The sequence below is a fragment of the Myxococcus eversor genome, from assembly GCF_010894455.1.
In the GTDB taxonomy this organism is placed as follows: Bacteria; Myxococcota; Myxococcia; order Myxococcales; family Myxococcaceae; genus Myxococcus; species Myxococcus eversor.
This window is the reverse complement of the sequence record NZ_JAAIXY010000019.1, coordinates 12,716-27,065: the sequence shown is the minus strand read 5'-3', so window position 1 is coordinate 27,065 and position 14,350 is coordinate 12,716. Positions and strand designations below refer to the sequence as shown.

At 67.8% G+C, this 14,350-nt stretch carries 12 protein-coding genes; 5 read left to right on the top strand and 7 right to left on the bottom strand.

Going from position 1 to position 14,350, the window contains the following annotated elements; all coding sequences use genetic code 11:
• Nucleotides 1-51: 51 nt before the first annotated feature.
• Complete coding sequence (locus G4D83_RS32415; protein WP_163868745.1) at nt 52-2,511, bottom strand: ABC transporter permease; 2,460 nt, start codon at nt 2,509-2,511, stop codon at nt 52-54.
• A 281-nt stretch (nt 2,512-2,792) separates the two neighbouring features.
• On the opposite strand from G4D83_RS32415, the gene G4D83_RS32410 reads away from it, so the two are divergent.
• Together G4D83_RS32410 and G4D83_RS32405 are read left to right on the top strand one after the other, a co-directional pair.
• Entirely contained in the window at nt 2,793-2,963 is a 171-nt protein-coding gene (locus tag G4D83_RS32410) for a hypothetical protein (protein ID WP_163868744.1), read from the top strand.
• 111 nt (nt 2,964-3,074) lie between these two features.
• Nucleotides 3,075-4,883, top strand: coding sequence for an invertase recombinase-like protein (locus G4D83_RS32405; protein WP_240356878.1), 1,809 nt, complete (start codon nt 3,075-3,077; stop codon nt 4,881-4,883).
• Nucleotides 4,884-4,964: 81 nt separating this feature from the next.
• On the opposite strand, the gene G4D83_RS32400 is transcribed toward G4D83_RS32405, so the two are convergent.
• Together G4D83_RS32400 and G4D83_RS32395 are read right to left on the bottom strand one after the other, a co-directional pair.
• A complete protein-coding gene (locus tag G4D83_RS32400; RefSeq protein WP_163868742.1) occupies nt 4,965-5,984 on the bottom strand; it encodes a hypothetical protein in 1,020 nt (339 codons plus the stop codon).
• Nucleotides 5,985-6,190: 206 nt separating this feature from the next.
• The gene (locus G4D83_RS32395) at nt 6,191-6,970 is read right to left on the bottom strand and encodes a fatty acid desaturase (protein WP_163868741.1); all 780 of its coding nucleotides are present in this window, start codon (nt 6,968-6,970) and stop codon (nt 6,191-6,193) included.
• Between the two features lie 86 nt (nt 6,971-7,056).
• On the opposite strand from G4D83_RS32395, the gene G4D83_RS32390 reads away from it, so the two are divergent.
• Both G4D83_RS32390 and G4D83_RS32385 read left to right on the top strand, forming a co-directional pair.
• Nucleotides 7,057-7,695, top strand: coding sequence for a TetR/AcrR family transcriptional regulator (locus tag G4D83_RS32390; protein WP_176433173.1), 639 nt, complete (start codon nt 7,057-7,059; stop codon nt 7,693-7,695).
• A 168-nt stretch (nt 7,696-7,863) separates the two neighbouring features.
• Nucleotides 7,864-9,123: a GAF domain-containing sensor histidine kinase gene (locus tag G4D83_RS32385; protein WP_163868740.1), complete on the top strand. Its 1,260-nt coding sequence runs from the start codon at nt 7,864-7,866 to the stop codon at nt 9,121-9,123.
• An 81-nt stretch (nt 9,124-9,204) separates the two neighbouring features.
• Here the strand turns inward: G4D83_RS32385 and G4D83_RS32380 are convergent, their stop codons facing one another.
• From G4D83_RS32380 to G4D83_RS32365, 4 genes are all read right to left on the bottom strand, one after another.
• Nucleotides 9,205-11,223 carry a hypothetical protein gene (locus G4D83_RS32380; RefSeq protein WP_163868739.1) on the bottom strand — a complete coding sequence of 673 codons (2,019 nt, stop codon included), beginning with the start codon at nt 11,221-11,223 and terminating at the stop codon, nt 9,205-9,207.
• 264 nt (nt 11,224-11,487) lie between these two features.
• A complete protein-coding gene (locus G4D83_RS32375) occupies nt 11,488-12,423 on the bottom strand; it encodes an alpha/beta fold hydrolase (RefSeq protein WP_163868738.1) in 936 nt (311 codons plus the stop codon).
• Between the two features lie 7 nt (nt 12,424-12,430).
• Nucleotides 12,431-12,796, bottom strand: a complete 366-nt coding sequence (locus G4D83_RS32370) for a MerR family transcriptional regulator (protein ID WP_163868737.1) — start codon at nt 12,794-12,796, stop codon at nt 12,431-12,433.
• Between the two features lie 47 nt (nt 12,797-12,843).
• Nucleotides 12,844-13,776 (bottom strand): LysR family transcriptional regulator, encoded by a 933-nt coding sequence (locus G4D83_RS32365; protein WP_163868736.1) that lies wholly within the window; start codon nt 13,774-13,776, stop codon nt 12,844-12,846.
• 103 nt (nt 13,777-13,879) lie between these two features.
• Between G4D83_RS32365 and G4D83_RS32360 the strand changes: the two genes are divergently transcribed.
• On the top strand, nt 13,880-14,284 hold the full coding sequence (locus G4D83_RS32360) for a RidA family protein (RefSeq protein WP_163868735.1): 405 nt from the start codon (nt 13,880-13,882) through the stop codon (nt 14,282-14,284).
• Nucleotides 14,285-14,350: the final 66 nt, after the last annotated feature.

Below are 14,350 nucleotides of genomic sequence, written 5' to 3'. Positions count from 1 at the left end.
CTGAAGGAGGGGCCCGGGCGTCGGTCGTCGGGGGAGGCACCTGGACGCGGCTCAGCCCTCCGAGCGCAGCGCCATCATCGGGTCCACCCGCGAGGCGCGTCGGGCCGGCAGCCAACTGGCGAGCAGCGCCACGCCGAGCAGGAGGAGCGCCACCGAGGCGAAGACGAGCGGGTCCGTGGTGCTCACGCCGTAGACGAAGCCCGCGAGCACCCGGCTGAGTCCCACGGCTCCCAGCACGCCGAGCACCACGCCGAGCCCCGCGAGCACCGCCGCCTGCCGGAGCACCAGCCGCAGCACGTCCCCCGCCGTCGCCCCCAGGGCGAAGCGGATGCCGAACTCCTGGGTGCGCTGCGCCACCGCGTACGACACGACGGCCGCGAGGCCCGCGACGGAGAGCAGCAGCGCCACCGCGCCGAAGGCCCCCAGCAACAGGAGGCTGAAGCGCCTGGGCGCGAGGGAGTCCGAGAGCAGGCTCTCCACCGTGCGAAGGCGCGAGGGGAGCTCGGGAGCGAGTTCGCGAAGCACCGGCCGCGCCTCGGTGACCAGGGTCGTCGAGCCCACCGGGCCGTACACGGCGATGTGGAAGAGGGAGGAGGCCCGTGGCCGCTGCCGGGAGCAGCCGTAGAACATGGGCTTCGGTGCTTCATCCAACTGCTGCTCGCGCACGTCGGCCACCACGCCGACGATGGTGAAGGGGCGCAGGTCGCCGTCCATGTTGCCGAACTGGATGAGCTTGCCCAGCGGGTCCTCGTGGGGCCAGCGGGCCTTCGCGAGCGACTCGCTGATGACGGCCACGTGGGGGGACTCGGAGGTGTCGCGCGCGTCGAAGAGGCGCCCGCGCACGAGCGGAATGTCGAGCGCGTGGAAGTAGCCCTCGCTGGCCACGCGGTACTCGGCGGCGCCCGCGCGCTCGGGCTCGTGCGCCAGCCGTCCGAAGTCATCGAAGTTCCTGACTTCGTCGGGGCGGTTGAGCACGAGGAAGGTGCCGTCCCCCGCGGGACTTCCCTCGAGCGGGAAGCTGCTCGTGGCGCCCACCGCGCGCACACCGGGCAGCGCGCCCAGCCGTGCGAGGAGGTCCTCCTGGAGTCGCAGGTTGTGTTGCCACCCCGCATCGTCCTCGGCCGGGGGCAGCACCAGGCTGAGCACCGCGACGTTCTCGGTGCGGTAGCCCGGGTCCAGGGAGAGCAGGCGCATCAGGCTCCGCCCGAGCAGCGCCGCCCCCATCAGCAGCACCAGCGCGAGCGCGAGCTGGCCGACGACCAGGGCCCGGCGTGTGCGCTCCGCCGCGCCTCCTCCGGCCTGCGTCTGCCCCGCCTGCACCAGCGTGGCCCATGGGCTCTGGCGCGCCGCGCGCAGCGCCGTCACCAGCCCGAGTCCCAGCGCGAGAAGCAGCGAGAGCCCGAGGGCGAAGAGGAGCGCCGTGCCATTCACCGACACCTCGCCCACGCGCGGCAGGTTGCCCGGTTCCGCCGCGAGCAGCGCGCGCACGCTCCAGTCGGCGAGCAGGGTGCCCAGCGCGCCACCCGTCAGCGACAGCAGCAGTGACTCGGTGAGGTACCGTCGCGCCAATGCGCCGGGCCCCGCGCCCAGGGCCACGCGGACAGCGAGCTCGCGCCGGTGGGTCGCGGCTCGGGCGAGCAGCAGGTTGGTGACGTTGGCTCCCGCCACCAGCAGCAGGACGGCCGCGGCGCCGAGCAGCACATAGAGCGTGCGCTGGGCATGTCCCACCAGGCTCTCATGCAACGGCACCAGGGCGATGTCTTGCATCCCGGTGTCCCGGCCGTACCGGGCCTTGAGCTCCCGTGCGATGGCCGTGAGCTCCGCTCGCGCGGCTTGTGGGTTGACGCCGTCCGCCAGCCTTCCCACCACCGACCAGTTGTGCGCGGTCCGGCTGGGCAGGAGGGCCTCCAACTCACGCGGAATCCACAGCTGTGTGCCCACCGGGTAGTCGAAGGACTCGGGCATCACCCCCACCACGGTGTAGGCGCGCCCCTCGAAGGTGAGGGTGTCCGACATGGGCAGGGGCCTTGCGCCCAGGTGTCGCTTCCAGAAGGTCTGGCTCACGACGACCACGGGGGGGCCGCCCGCCTGCTGTTCTTCCTCGGCGAACAGGCGGCCTTGCACCGGTTGAGTCGCGAAGGCGCGGAAGAAGTCGCGCGAGGCGAGCGCCATGGTGGCGAAGGTCGGCTCGTCCGTGCCGGTGACGGCGACGCTCGCCGCTCCCGACACCTGGGCCAGGGCGGTGACGGTGTGACTCTGGGTCCGGACGTCCTCGAAGTTGGGGTCCGAGAACCGCATCGCGTGGCCGTCGGCCGCCAGCTCCGACAACTGCACGAGGCGCTCGGGGCGAGGATAGGGCAGGGGGCGCAGCAGCACCCCCTCCACCACGCTGAAGAGCGCGGTGCTCGCCCCGATGCCCGCCGCCAGCATCAGGACGCAACTGAGAGTGAAGCCGGGGCTGCGGCGCAGTGAGCGCAGGGCCTGACGCAATCCGCTCAGAGTGGTGTCCACGGGGGAAGTCTCCTGGAGCCAGAGGGGGGCTGGCTCGCGGGGGGACTACGGCCCTGTCCTCGAACGATTGCGGCGCCGAAACAAGGTGCCCGAGCGCGCCTGACACGCGCCCGGGCTTGCTCCGTCGAGGACGAGTCCCAGGAGATGGGGCGTTGGAGCCAGGTGGGCCGTGTCCTCACGTCATCCACAGAGGCCGTCGCAGGGAAATCGCCTGAGGTCCCCTTATCCACGGAAGAGGCGGAGGCGTGCCAATGTCTGCCACGATTGTCCTTGATGCGTGGATGCCCGTAGTCCGGGCGCAGTGTCTGTCCATGATTGGAGCCTCGGTGCGCGCGATTGGCGATGTCCCCGCCGTGGACGTCGGCGGCCACGTCCACACCCTGGCCAGCGGCACCGCCGGTCTCCGCGAATTCTTCCGAATCGAGAACCCGCCACGGCTTCGCTCCTTGTGACCCTTGCTCTACCCAGGTCGTTCGAAAATTGTGGTACGAGAGGAAAATTGCTGAAGCCGGAGGCTCGCTGTGACGTTGTTTCGAGGGTGCCTGACTGTGTTGGTTGTGTTGATGGTCGCCTGTGGTGATGGCGATCCGGACCCTGTGGTGCTTCCCGATGCGGGAGGCGCCCGGCCGGACGCGGGAGGCCAGACGCCGGACGCGGGAGGCGGAACTCCGGATTCGGGTGAGGGGACGCCGGACTCGGGTGGTGGGACTCCGGACGCGGGCGAGGAGACGCCGGATGCGGGAGGCGGAACTCCCGATGCGGGTGAGGAGACGCCGGACTCGGGTGGCGGTACGCCCGACGCAGGTGAGGAGACGCCGGACTCGGGAACCGGTACGCCCGACGCGGGAGCGGAAACGCCTGACTCGGGTGGTGGGACTCCGGATGCGGGCCAGGAGATGCCCGACGCGGGTGCGGAGACGCCCGACGCGGGTTCCGAGACTCCTGACTCCGGCGGAGGAGCGACGGACGCGGGCGCGGAGACGCCCGACGCGGGTTCTGAGACTCCGGACAGCGGGACTCCAGACGCGGGTGAGCCTCCCGTCTTGAGCGTCATCGACAACTGGGGCTTCGAGGAGTGGCCCGCCGCGCTTCCGGCGCAGTGGTTCGGCAGCAAGTCGAACATCGAATCCGGCGCGGTGCAGAAGGTGACGACGAACGCCTTCGAGGGCGTGAACGCGGTCCGGCTGACCAATGCCTCGGCCACGCACCGGCGGTTCACGACACTGGCGAAGTCGATGTCCGCCGGTCGCTACTCCTGCACCTACCAGGCGCGGGGCACGGGCGACGTCCGGAATGCCTTCTTCGACGACGACTACTCGTCGTACTCGTCCTACACCTCGGTCAGCGGCTCGGCGTGGACCCAGGTGGCGTACAACTTCAACCTGGCCGCCGACGTCTTCGACACGTTCGAGCTCATCTTCAGCGTGCGGAATACGAGCGGGGAACACGTCATCATCGACGACGTGCGCTGCGCGCGGGCCGCCGAGCCGTGTGACCTGGTCAGCTGCGAATCGTGGGAGCGTTGCGAGAACGCCACCGCGACCTGCGAGCCGCTCTCCGGTCGCTGCGACATCGGCGGGGACTGCAACGAGTGGGAGGCCTGCGATGACGCCCACACGTGTGTCGTCGCCGAGGAGCGCTGCGTCCGTCACGCCGATTGCGCGAGCACTCCGCAGACGCCGGTCTGCAATACCCCCACGCACCGCTGCATCCCGGGTGACCCTTGCGCCGGTGTCGTGTGCGGCAACCCCGCGACGACCTGCAATCCCACGACGGGCGCGTGCGAGCTGGCCGCCGGGGCCTGCTTCACGACCTTCGACTGCCTCGGGGCCTTGCCCGCCTGCGACCCGGCCACCAAACGCTGCGTCGCCGCGGACCACCCCGCGAACATCGTCCGCAACGGTGGCTTCGAGTCCTGGAACATCTATTCCATTCCCTATCAGGGCAACCACCTCATCCCTGACTACTGGTACGGCATCGACAACGGCGTCGCGGACCCGGGCACGGAAATCAAAGCCTCGCGTCTGGTGCGCTACACGAACGCGGTGCACGGCGGCACGGCGGCGATGCAGTTCGTCGTCCCCATCGAGGTCGCCGAGCGCTTCTCCACGGAGAAGTTCAACGTGCCGAGCGGCACCTGGTCCTGCTCGTACCGGGTGCGCGGCCACGGCACTCTCCGCCACCGGAGCTATTCGAGCGGCGGCTGGAGTCCGCAGACGGACTTCCTCGTCATCGACAGCGCCGAGTGGCAGCCGGTGTTCTTCCGCTTCACCGGCAACGTGCGCGACTGGCGCCTGTTCTTCTACCCGAGCCGCAGCGAAGCCGACCGCGACCACCTCCAGGTCGACGACGTCGTCTGCACGAAGGACTAGCGTCGCTCGGAGTCCTTGAACAAGAAGGGGCGAGGGCCGCGAACGGCTCTCGCCCCTTCGCTCGTCAGGGGTGCTTCGCGCTCAGAAGCCGAAGAAGCCCTTGATGCTGTTGCCGACGTCCTTGGCGCCCTCGGCGACCTTCTCCGTCACGTCCTTGGCACCCTCGGCGACCTTCTCCGTCACGTCCTTGGCGCCCTCGGCGACCTTGTTCGTGGCCTCCTTGACGACCTCGGAGGCCTTGCCGTTGGTGACGTTGTCGACCGTGTTCTTCAGCTTGTTGAAGTCGATGGTGTACGAGGTGCCGATACCCAGGCCCACGCCCAGCGCCGCCTTGGCCTTGCCGCCGATGGTCAGCTTGCCGTCCTCGAAGGCCAGCTTGCCGTCAATCGACGCGCCCACGCCGGCGATGGCGCTGCCCGTCACGGAGCCCTGCACGGGGCCGAGCTCACCGCGGGCCGTGGCGCTCGCCTCGGCGCCGACCAGCGCTCCGGCTCCCGCCTCGAGGCCCATGTCGCCGTCCTTGAGGTTCAGGTCGGCCTTGGCCTTGGCGTCCGCGTTGGCGCCCACCAGCACCTCTCCGTGCACGCCGCCGTAGACCTTGCCGTCAATCTTGTCCAGGCCCTGGATGTCCTTCAGGTCCTTGCCGTAGCCGGCGTCGCCGCGCAGGCTGACGAGGTTGGCCTCACCACCGGCCCGGGCGCCCACCTCCCACGGGAGGATGCGGTAGGACGCGTCGCCCTGGATTTCGGCCGCGCTCGCCTCGAACTGCGCGCCCGTCCCGTCCTGGTTGAAGCCCGTGCCCGTCTTGAACTCCGCCACGTCCTTCTGCCAGCCGACGTAGTTGCCGCTCTCGTTGCCCGCCACCTGGCCAGGGCCGGTGTTGCCCTGGGTGACCTGGCGCCCGTCCTTCCGCGCCGCGCTGTCGGCCGCCTTGTCGCCCTTGCTGGGGTCCAGGAAGATGTCCTGGCCCCACTGCTGGTTCCACTTCGTCTCCGGCTGGACCTTGTCGAGGACGTTGCCCTTCTTGTCGGGGGTCGCCGCGCTGGAGGAGGAAACAGGGCTCGAGGCGGGGGTGGACACGGGGCGGTTGGCGACGCGCATGGGAGGGCTCCGGGGGGGCGACGGCGAGGTTTGGGGAAGGGCCGGAAGTCGTCCGGTCCGTGACGTGACTTCCCTAGAGCACGGCGTGTGCCAGCCTCTCGCCGTCCTCCCCGTGTGCCGTTTCCCCTCTGAAGAGCCTCGTCCAGGTCAGCCTCCGGGGCCCTGTCCCCGGTGTCCGCGGTCATCGAGGGTGATGACCGCTGTCATCAGGCCCGGGCCTGCGTCGCGTCCAGTTGCTCGGGCCGGGGGATGAGGTAGGCGCGGTCGATGGTCGCCAGCCCCAGCCGCTCCAGCGCGAGGCAGGCCACGAAGCCCAGGTCCACCTCGTAGCGGTGGTGCGAGAAGGACGCCGAGCCCGGATAGGCGTGGTGGTTGTTCTGGAAGCCCTCGCCCATGATGAGCCAGGCCGTCAGGTGGTTGTTGCGCGAGTTGTCCCGGGTGTCGAAGTTGCGCCCGCCCACCGCGTGCCCCAGCGCGTTGACGAGGCCGCCCTGCACCGGGTGGCTCATCATCCCCAGGAAGTACGCCGCGCCCAGCACCCAGCCCACGCTCAGCGCCAGCGCGAGCCCCACGCCCGCATGCAGCGCGTACGGCAGCCACCAGAGGTTGTTTCGGTTGAGGGCGTTGAGCGGGAAGTCGAGGTCCTTCGCGTACTTCGTGTACTCGGGCTTCTGGCGCATCAGCCCGACGATGACGCGCTTGTAGTTGCGAAGCTGCTCGCCCGCGATGCCCAGGAGCCCCACGTTCATGGGGGAGTGCGGGTCCAACGGGGTGTCGGAGTGCTCGTGGTGCAGCCGGTGCATCACCACCCACGCCTTGGGGTCCAGCCCGGTGAACCAGTTGCCTCCCACCACGAGCAGGCGACGCAGCGCCGGGTGCAGCCGGACCGCCTTGTGGGCGAGCGCGCGGTGGTAACCCACGGTGATGACGAGGATGTTGAGCAGGTAGGCGCCGGCGAAGACGAGGCCGCAGAGGATGAGGTACACGGAAGGTCTCCCGAAAACCGGCGGGTAGCCTACTTGCCGGTAACTTACGATTCGGTAACCTACGCTCCAGTAGCCTAGAGGTCAAGGTGGCCAAGAAGCAGCGTCTGACGGGGCCGCAGCGGCGCGCCCAATTGCTGGAGGTGGGCCGCGAGCTCTTCGCCTCGCGGGGCTACGAGGCGACGGCCATCGAAGAGGTGGCGGCGCAGGCGGGGGTCTCCAAGCCCATCGTCTACGAGCACTTCGGGGCGAAGGAGGGGCTCTACGCGGCCATCGTCGAGCGGGAGATGGACGGGCTGGTGCAGCGCATGTCGGACGCCATCGCGCAGGGCAGCGCGCGCGAGCGCTTCGAGGGCGCGGTGGTGGCCTTCCTCTCCTACGCGAAGGAGGAGCCGGCGGGCTTCGCGGTCCTCACGCGGGACTCGCCCACGTCGAGCGCCCGGCGGGGCCTCACCCGCGTCATCGACGACCTGGCGCAGCGGGTGGGAGACATCTTCCAGGCGGAGTTCAGCCGCGCGGGCTTCAACCCCAAGGTCGCTCCGGTGTACGCCAACGCGCTCGTCGGCATGGTGACGCAGGTGGGGGTGTGGTGGGCGGCGGAGGGCCGTCCCATCTCGCTCGAGCACGTGGCGAGGCACGTGGTGGCGCTGGGCTGGATGGGCCTGCGGCACCTGCCGAGCGAGCCCGACGCGCAGGGGTCCCGGCCCAAAGGCAAACACAAGAGTTGAGCCGCGGGGTGCCCAGGCGTCTTCTCTTCGCTCTCAGTGAAGAAAAGAGGGGGAGGCGCCGCGAAACATCCCATTCCCCTTGTCTCAAGTAGGCTGGTCAACAGACGGAGGAGCGGGCGTGGGGATTCCAGCAGTCCTCCGCGCGGCTCCTCGCATTAAGGTCGTCGCATGAAATTTCTGGGTGAGCTGGACGCGGCCTCGCTGGCGCGGACGCAACGGTGCAACCGCCGCCTCGGGGATCCGAACCGGTTGCAGGCCATCCGGGAGACGGGGCTGATGGACACGCCCCCGGAGGAGGCTTTTGATCGCCTCGCCCGCCTGGCGGCGCAGCTCCTCGATGTCCCGTTGACCATCATGTCCCTGGTGGACGCGGACCGGCAGTTCTTCAAGGCGGACTACGGCCTGGCGTCTCCGTTCAAGGAGACCCGGACGTTGCCGATTGACGCTTCGCTGTGCCGCTACACGCTCGAGGGAGAGCCCATCATCTCCTCGAACGCGCCCGCCGACGTGTTCCTGAAATTCCATCCCTCGACAGGGCCTTGGGGAATCGTCGCCCTCATCGTGCTCCCGTTGATCAACCCGGAGGGACACGTGCTGGGGACGTTCTGCTGCATCCAGCCCAAGGTGCGCGAGTGGACCGAGCAGGACCTCACGGTGATGCGGGAGCTGACGGCGTCCATCATGACGGAGGTCAACCTCCGCAATCAGATAAAGAAGCTGAAGACCGAGCAGAACCTCCGGGACACGTTCGTCGCGGCGCTCACCCATGACCTCCGCACGCCCCTGACGGCGGCGAAGATGAGCGTGCAACTGCTGGGCAGGCGCCATGCGGACCTCGCGAGCGTCCAGACTTCTGTGACTCGCGTCAGCGGGAGTCTGGACCGCGCGGAGCGCATGATTCAGAACCTGCTGGACGCAAGCCGCATCCAGGCCGGCAAGCAGGTGGCGCTGGAGATGGGCGAATGCGACTTCCACGCCGTCACGGCGCAGACGCTGGACGAGCTCGCGGCGCTCTACCCGGAGCGCTTCGTCCTGAAGGCGGAGGGGGTGTTCAAGATGAAGGCGGATCCGCTCGGGCTGCGCCGCATCGTCGAGAACCTGGCCTCCAACGCGGCGAAGTACGGCGAGCCGGGCACCCCGATTGAGGTCCTGTTGGACCGGAGCGAACGCCAGGTGTCGCTCCAGGTGCGCAACCAGGGCCTCCCCATCGCCGCGGACGAACTGCAGACCATCTTCGAGCCGTTCCACCGCACGAGGTCCGCGGCGGAGAGCGCCGAGAAGGGCTGGGGCCTGGGGCTTCCCCTGGTGAGGGGCCTGGCCGAAGCGCACGGGGGAAAGGCCACGGTGACGAGCTCCGCCGAGCAGGGCACCTGCTTCACCGTGACCCTTCCGCTCGACACGACGTCCGAGCAGCGGCGCTCGGCATGAAGGGGCCGGCGTCTGTTCCAGGGGCGCGGGCGAAGTCACCCCGCGCTCCCTGGGCTCATGCCTGGAGCCAGGCTCCGTCCCTCAATTCACGTTGAGATAGTAGAGACCGCAATGGCTGTTGTACCCATCCATGTTGACCAGCACGGTCTGTCCTTGCTGGAGGTTGATGCTGACCGAGGACTGGAGTGAGGTGCCGTTGTCGTCGTTGCAGGCCAGGGACGTGCCGCTCGCCAGGTCGAGGACCTCGATGACCGTGTCATAGTTCGAACCCGCGCTGGAGAACGTGTAGGCGCGGGTCGCGGGAGCCGTCCAGAGCGCGCTGGAGTCGAGCGCGGAGGGGCTGTACGCGCAGGTTGGGCTCCAATCATTATCGCCGAAGCATGTATCGCTCGACATGATGGGAGAGCCCAGGCTCGACCCCACATTCAGGCCAATCCTGTGGATGTTCAGCTTGAAGTCGCCGCACGCCGAACTGAAGCCATCCACGAAGATGCGCAGGCGCTGACCCGGCACGAGGAAGGGGGTCTGGACCATGGATTGACGCGTGTTGCTGGCATCGTCATTACAGCCCAGGACTTCACCGGTGTCGGCGTCAGTGATGGCCAGGATGGTGTCAAAGGTCGAGCCAAACGTCGAAATCACGTAGTATGAATTGCCTTGAGGAGGCGCAGTCCAGTAGAAACCCTGGTCTGGCGCGAAGCTCGACACGCAGGTGGGCTGGTAGCTGTTGGACCCGCCGCACGTATTGCCTTGCGCGACATTGGGTCCCAATACCACGCCAAGGTCGAGATCTCCGATGCGCTCGGATGCGGAGACGAGGGCGTAGGACGTTCCTCCCTGAGAGACTTCGAACACGGAGTAGAAGGCCTGGTTCGCGTTCTCCCAGAACAACGCACTGCCAGCGCGTCCATTGCTGGACATGAGGACGAGTGAGGAGTCCAACCAGGTGGGAGCGGCGCTCGTGGAGGTCCACGTCCCGGTTCGATACTGGGTGGGTCCATATCCATTGCTGCCGAGCGTGAAGTCCGAAATCACGATGCGGAACTGGGACTGCCCTGCCCGGGTGGCGGAGTTGACGTCGATGATGGCTCGACGCGGCAGGAGCAGATGGTTGCGCCAGGTGTCACTCGGGTCTCTCGCGTTCTCGTAGCGCAACTCGGTTTGCTCGCTGCCATTGATGATATCGCTCGTCGCCAGGTAGAAGTCACCCGTCGAGCGGTTCGCCGTCAACGAGAGCGCGACGGAGCCTGTCTGGCTTGCTCCAGCGGGGGTGCTGGTCGCGAGGACGTTGGGCCAGTAGATGGGCGAAGGGGTCGAGGGCTTCTCCGCCACGGACAGTCCGAAAAATCCTTCGCTGCCGCATCCGGCGTAAGGAGTCGAGTAGCTATACCAGGCAATGCGCACGATGGGTGCCGACGAGGGCGTGGCACCGTCAGAGACGGCGATGCTGGGGTATGTGATGCTGTGGCTGTAGCAGAGGGTGAAGAGATTCACGTCGGAAGCCGTGGGGACAGGCGCCGTCTGGCTTGCCGGAAACGTTGCGTAGACCACCTGGGAGCCGGTCGACCAGGTCAAGTGGACGTCGCTCCCATGCGCTGCAATCGATGGATTCCTGGCGGTGCCACTCTTGAAGTCGGAGGTCACCTTGAAGGGAGTGCTCCATGCTCCACTTGGGCTCCTCGAGCGATAGTGGACCTGGCCGGTTCCGTTGCCGTCCACCACGTTCCGGACATAGACGAGCCCGAGAGTCCCATCATCCGTGGCGGCGAGCGAGGGGCGCACCGCCAGGGATGGCTCCAGCACGATGGGGTTTGACCAGGACACCCCATCCGCCGAAGCCGAGTAGTAGATCGTTCCATTCAACTCCCAGACGGAGTGCAGCCCGCTGGAGGTCGCGACAGCTTTCTTGCCATTGACGTAGGAGAGGACCGTGTTCGTCACCAGGTTGGAGTATTGAGTGATTGTCGCCAACCCCAATCCTTGTTCCAGCTCTCCAAGTTCGGAAGGGGGCGTGTCCTCACCTGGGCCACAGTTCACCGCGGCAATCATGCCAATGCACAGCAATGAGAGACGGTAGAGGCGGTTGGGAATAGGCAGCATGCCGGAACCTCCATGAGTCGTGGCATATTTCATGGGTCGACGTCCGTGTTCGATGCAAGTAGAGTGCAGGCCTGGATTTCATGCAAGTCAATATTATATTGCAAGACATGTGGTAGGGTGCGGCCGGGTGTCGGGCAATGTGCCGAGGCGTCACTCGGCGTTTCGAGGGGGCCATCATCAAACGTCGCGACAATGAGCTGCGCGCCTCTTGCTGCGAAAAGGCAATCCTCACTTCATCCGCTTCAGCTTGTGTCTGCCCGAATCTCAGTGAAGACCGTCGAGGAGCGCGACGAGCGCTTCCGGCTGTGAGGCGAATGGAGAGTGAGAGGCCGCCAATGACTCGACGGTGAAGGCATTGCCGGGGGTGAAGGCGTTGGCCTCGCGAATCATCAACTCCTGGAGCGCGGGGGCCAGGGCGCGGTCCTGGGTGCAGCGGATGTAGCCGCGAGGAATGCGGCCCCAGCGTTCCTTCGTCGCTCCGACCTTGGAGGTCCAGAGCGACAAGGGGAGGTCCGGCGTCAGGGAGAATGCGAAGGGCAGGAAGTCCGCCATCGGCACGTCCTGGTAGTACGCCGCGCGAAGGGCCTCCAGGTACTCCGTGCCGCCGCGAGGGTTGATGCGCACCGCGCCCAGCTTCCCCGGGTCGCCGAGGAACAGCGTCTCTCCGTAGCCGGTGCGCGCCTCGGGCAGTGCCGCGTAGCCACTGGGGCTGCCCAGGCGCAGCGGGCAATACGCGCTCAGGTAGACGAGCCGACCGATGTGCTGTGGCGCCAGCTCGCCTGCCCGGGTGATGACTGCGCCACCCACGCTGTGGCCCACGAGGACGGGCTTCGTTCCGCCGGCTCCCTGGCGCAGCTTCTCCAGCGCGGCGACCACTGCCGCGGCGCAGTCCTCCAGGGTGAGGTCCGCCTGGAGTGAGCGCTCGTCGCGGAGGCTCACCGTGTCGCCCTTCACATAGGCCGAGGGAAAGCGCGCATTGAGGCCGTGCCCGGGCAGGTTGATGGCCACCACCTGATGACCTCGCGCGGAGAGCGCCTCCGTGACGCGCGTCCAATGGAGGGCGTTGTGCCAGGCGCCATGCACGAGGAGGAATGCGCGACGAGGTTGCTTGCCCCGCTCGGGCGTGGCGGCGAGGGCGGCTTGCAAGGGGAGCGTGCCCGCGCCCAGGAGGGCGGTCTTCATCAGGTCGCGACGCTTCATGAGGTCCTTATCGGGTGGGGGGCTCGGAGCGGGCGTTCGCGCCGAGTGCGCGAGCGAGCCGGTCTCGACGGCCCGTGAGCTCCAGGAGTTGCCGGTCGAACTCCGCCAGTCGCTTGCGGTGGAGCGCGAGCGCCTGCGGGCAGACGACATCCGTGACGTCGCGGAGCATGCAGGGGGGAAAGGTGGTGATGTCCACCAGGGAGAAGCCCCGTTGGATGAGGTGGGCCACCTGCATCACCCGGGGGACCGACTGCGCGTCGAACTCCCGGTAGCCATTCGCGCGTCGATTCGACGTGAGCAGTCCCGTCTTCTCGTAGTGACGGATGGAGCGCGCACTGCAGCCCGCGCGCCTGGCGAGTTCTCCGATGTTCATCCGGCTCTCCTGGAAACGAACGTTAGCCCCTGACACCAGTGTCAAGGTCAAGGCCTGCTGTCGACGGGCTGGGCGAGCGGTGACTTCGCGCTCCATTGCTCGGCCATCAGGTCAATGAAGCGCCGCACCTTCGCTGGCAGATGACGCTTGTTCGGATAGAGCGCCATGATGGGGACGAACTCCGTCTCGCAAGAGGGCAGCAGCGCCTCGAGTCGTCCGCTCGCCAGGTCTTCGTCGACGAGGAAGTCGGGCAGGTAGGCGATGCCCAGTCCCGCGACGGCCGCGTCTCGAATCGCCTCGCCGCTGTCGAGCCGAAGGCGGCTCTTCCCCTCCACCATCACCCACGCGCCGCCCTTCTCGCGCAGCCGCCAGCGCTGTCGTCGAGCCCCGCTGCTGAAGAGCAGGCACTCATGCGTCGCGAGCTCCTCCAGCGTCGCGGGCTCGCCACGCGCATCGAGATAGGAGGGCGCGGCGCAGATGACCACGCGGTGTTGGGCGACGACTCGGGAGACCAGGCGCGTGTCCGTGCTCGTCACGTTGATGCGCACGGCGAGGTCGTAGCCCTCCTCGATGATATCCGCGACGCGGTCGCTGAAGCTCACCTCCGCCTGCACCTCGGGCCAGGTCCGCAGATAGTCCCGCAGCAAGGGAAGGACGAGCAGTCTGCCGAAGGCGCCGGGCAGGGTGAGCCGCAGCACCCCTCGGGGTCTGCCCGTTCGCTGTCCGACACTGGCTTCCGCGTCGTCCAGGGCCGCGAGGACCTGCTTGCAATGCGCATGGAAGATGCGGCCATCGTCGGTGAGGCTGAGGTGGCGCGTCGTGCGATTCAACAGGCGCACTCCAAGGCGGGACTCCAGCCGGGCCAAGGCCTTGCCGGCCGCCGAGCGGGTCAGTCCGATGGCTCGGCCACCCCCGACGAAGCTGCCCGCTTCCACGACGGACATGAAGGTGAAGATTTCATCCATCTGGGTGCGTTTCATCGTGGCCAGCGACTGTAGCGCCCGCGTCGCTGGAGTGGGGAACGCCGTTCGTCAATGGACTGGGTATATGAGTCCCACAATCACTTCCTCATGGAGACCTCACATGCCAGTGACCTTGCTCAATCCCGACGGCCTCTTGAAGACCGACGTGTACCGACAGGTGGCGATTGCCACCGGCACCCGGCAGGTGCACATCGCGGGACAGGTTGCGTATGACGCCGAGGGGCAGCTCGTCGCGCGGGGGGACCTGGCGGGACAGGTGGCCCAGGCCTATCGCAACGTCGCCATCGCCCTCGCCGCCGCAGGGGCGACGTTCAGCGATGTCGTTCGACTGACGTTCTACGTGGTCGACTGGAAGCGAGAGCTGATGCCCGACTTCCTCGCCGGCATCGCACGCGTCTCCGAGGAGTTGAAGATTGTCCCCGCGCCGGCCTCGCTGATTGGCGTCTCCGTGCTCTTCGAGCCGGGGGTCCTCGTGGAGATTGAAGCCACCGCGGTCGTGGGCTGACGCACGCGGCTCCCTCGCTCATGAGCGCCCCACCGCCGTCGCATCCGAGGGTGGGGCGCGACGCTC

Excerpts from the sequence above, each read along its gene's own strand:
- G4D83_RS32375 (WP_163868738.1), bottom strand. The coding sequence starts at position 12,423 with ATGAAGCGTCGCGACCTGATGAAGACCGCCCTCCTGGGCGCGGGCACG.
- G4D83_RS32380 (WP_163868739.1), bottom strand. The coding sequence starts at position 11,223 with ATGCTGCCTATTCCCAACCGCCTCTACCGTCTCTCATTGCTGTGCATT.
- G4D83_RS32385 (WP_163868740.1), top strand. The coding sequence starts at position 7,864 with ATGAAATTTCTGGGTGAGCTGGACGCGGCCTCGCTGGCGCGGACGCAA.
- G4D83_RS32405 (WP_240356878.1), top strand. The coding sequence starts at position 3,075 with ATGGTCGCCTGTGGTGATGGCGATCCGGACCCTGTGGTGCTTCCCGAT.
- G4D83_RS32365 (WP_163868736.1), bottom strand. The coding sequence starts at position 13,776 with ATGAAACGCACCCAGATGGATGAAATCTTCACCTTCATGTCCGTCGTG.
- G4D83_RS32410 (WP_163868744.1), top strand. The coding sequence starts at position 2,793 with ATGCCCGTAGTCCGGGCGCAGTGTCTGTCCATGATTGGAGCCTCGGTG.
- G4D83_RS32370 (WP_163868737.1), bottom strand. The coding sequence starts at position 12,796 with ATGAACATCGGAGAACTCGCCAGGCGCGCGGGCTGCAGTGCGCGCTCC.
- G4D83_RS32400 (WP_163868742.1), bottom strand. The coding sequence starts at position 5,984 with ATGCGCGTCGCCAACCGCCCCGTGTCCACCCCCGCCTCGAGCCCTGTT.
- G4D83_RS32360 (WP_163868735.1), top strand. The coding sequence starts at position 13,880 with ATGCCAGTGACCTTGCTCAATCCCGACGGCCTCTTGAAGACCGACGTG.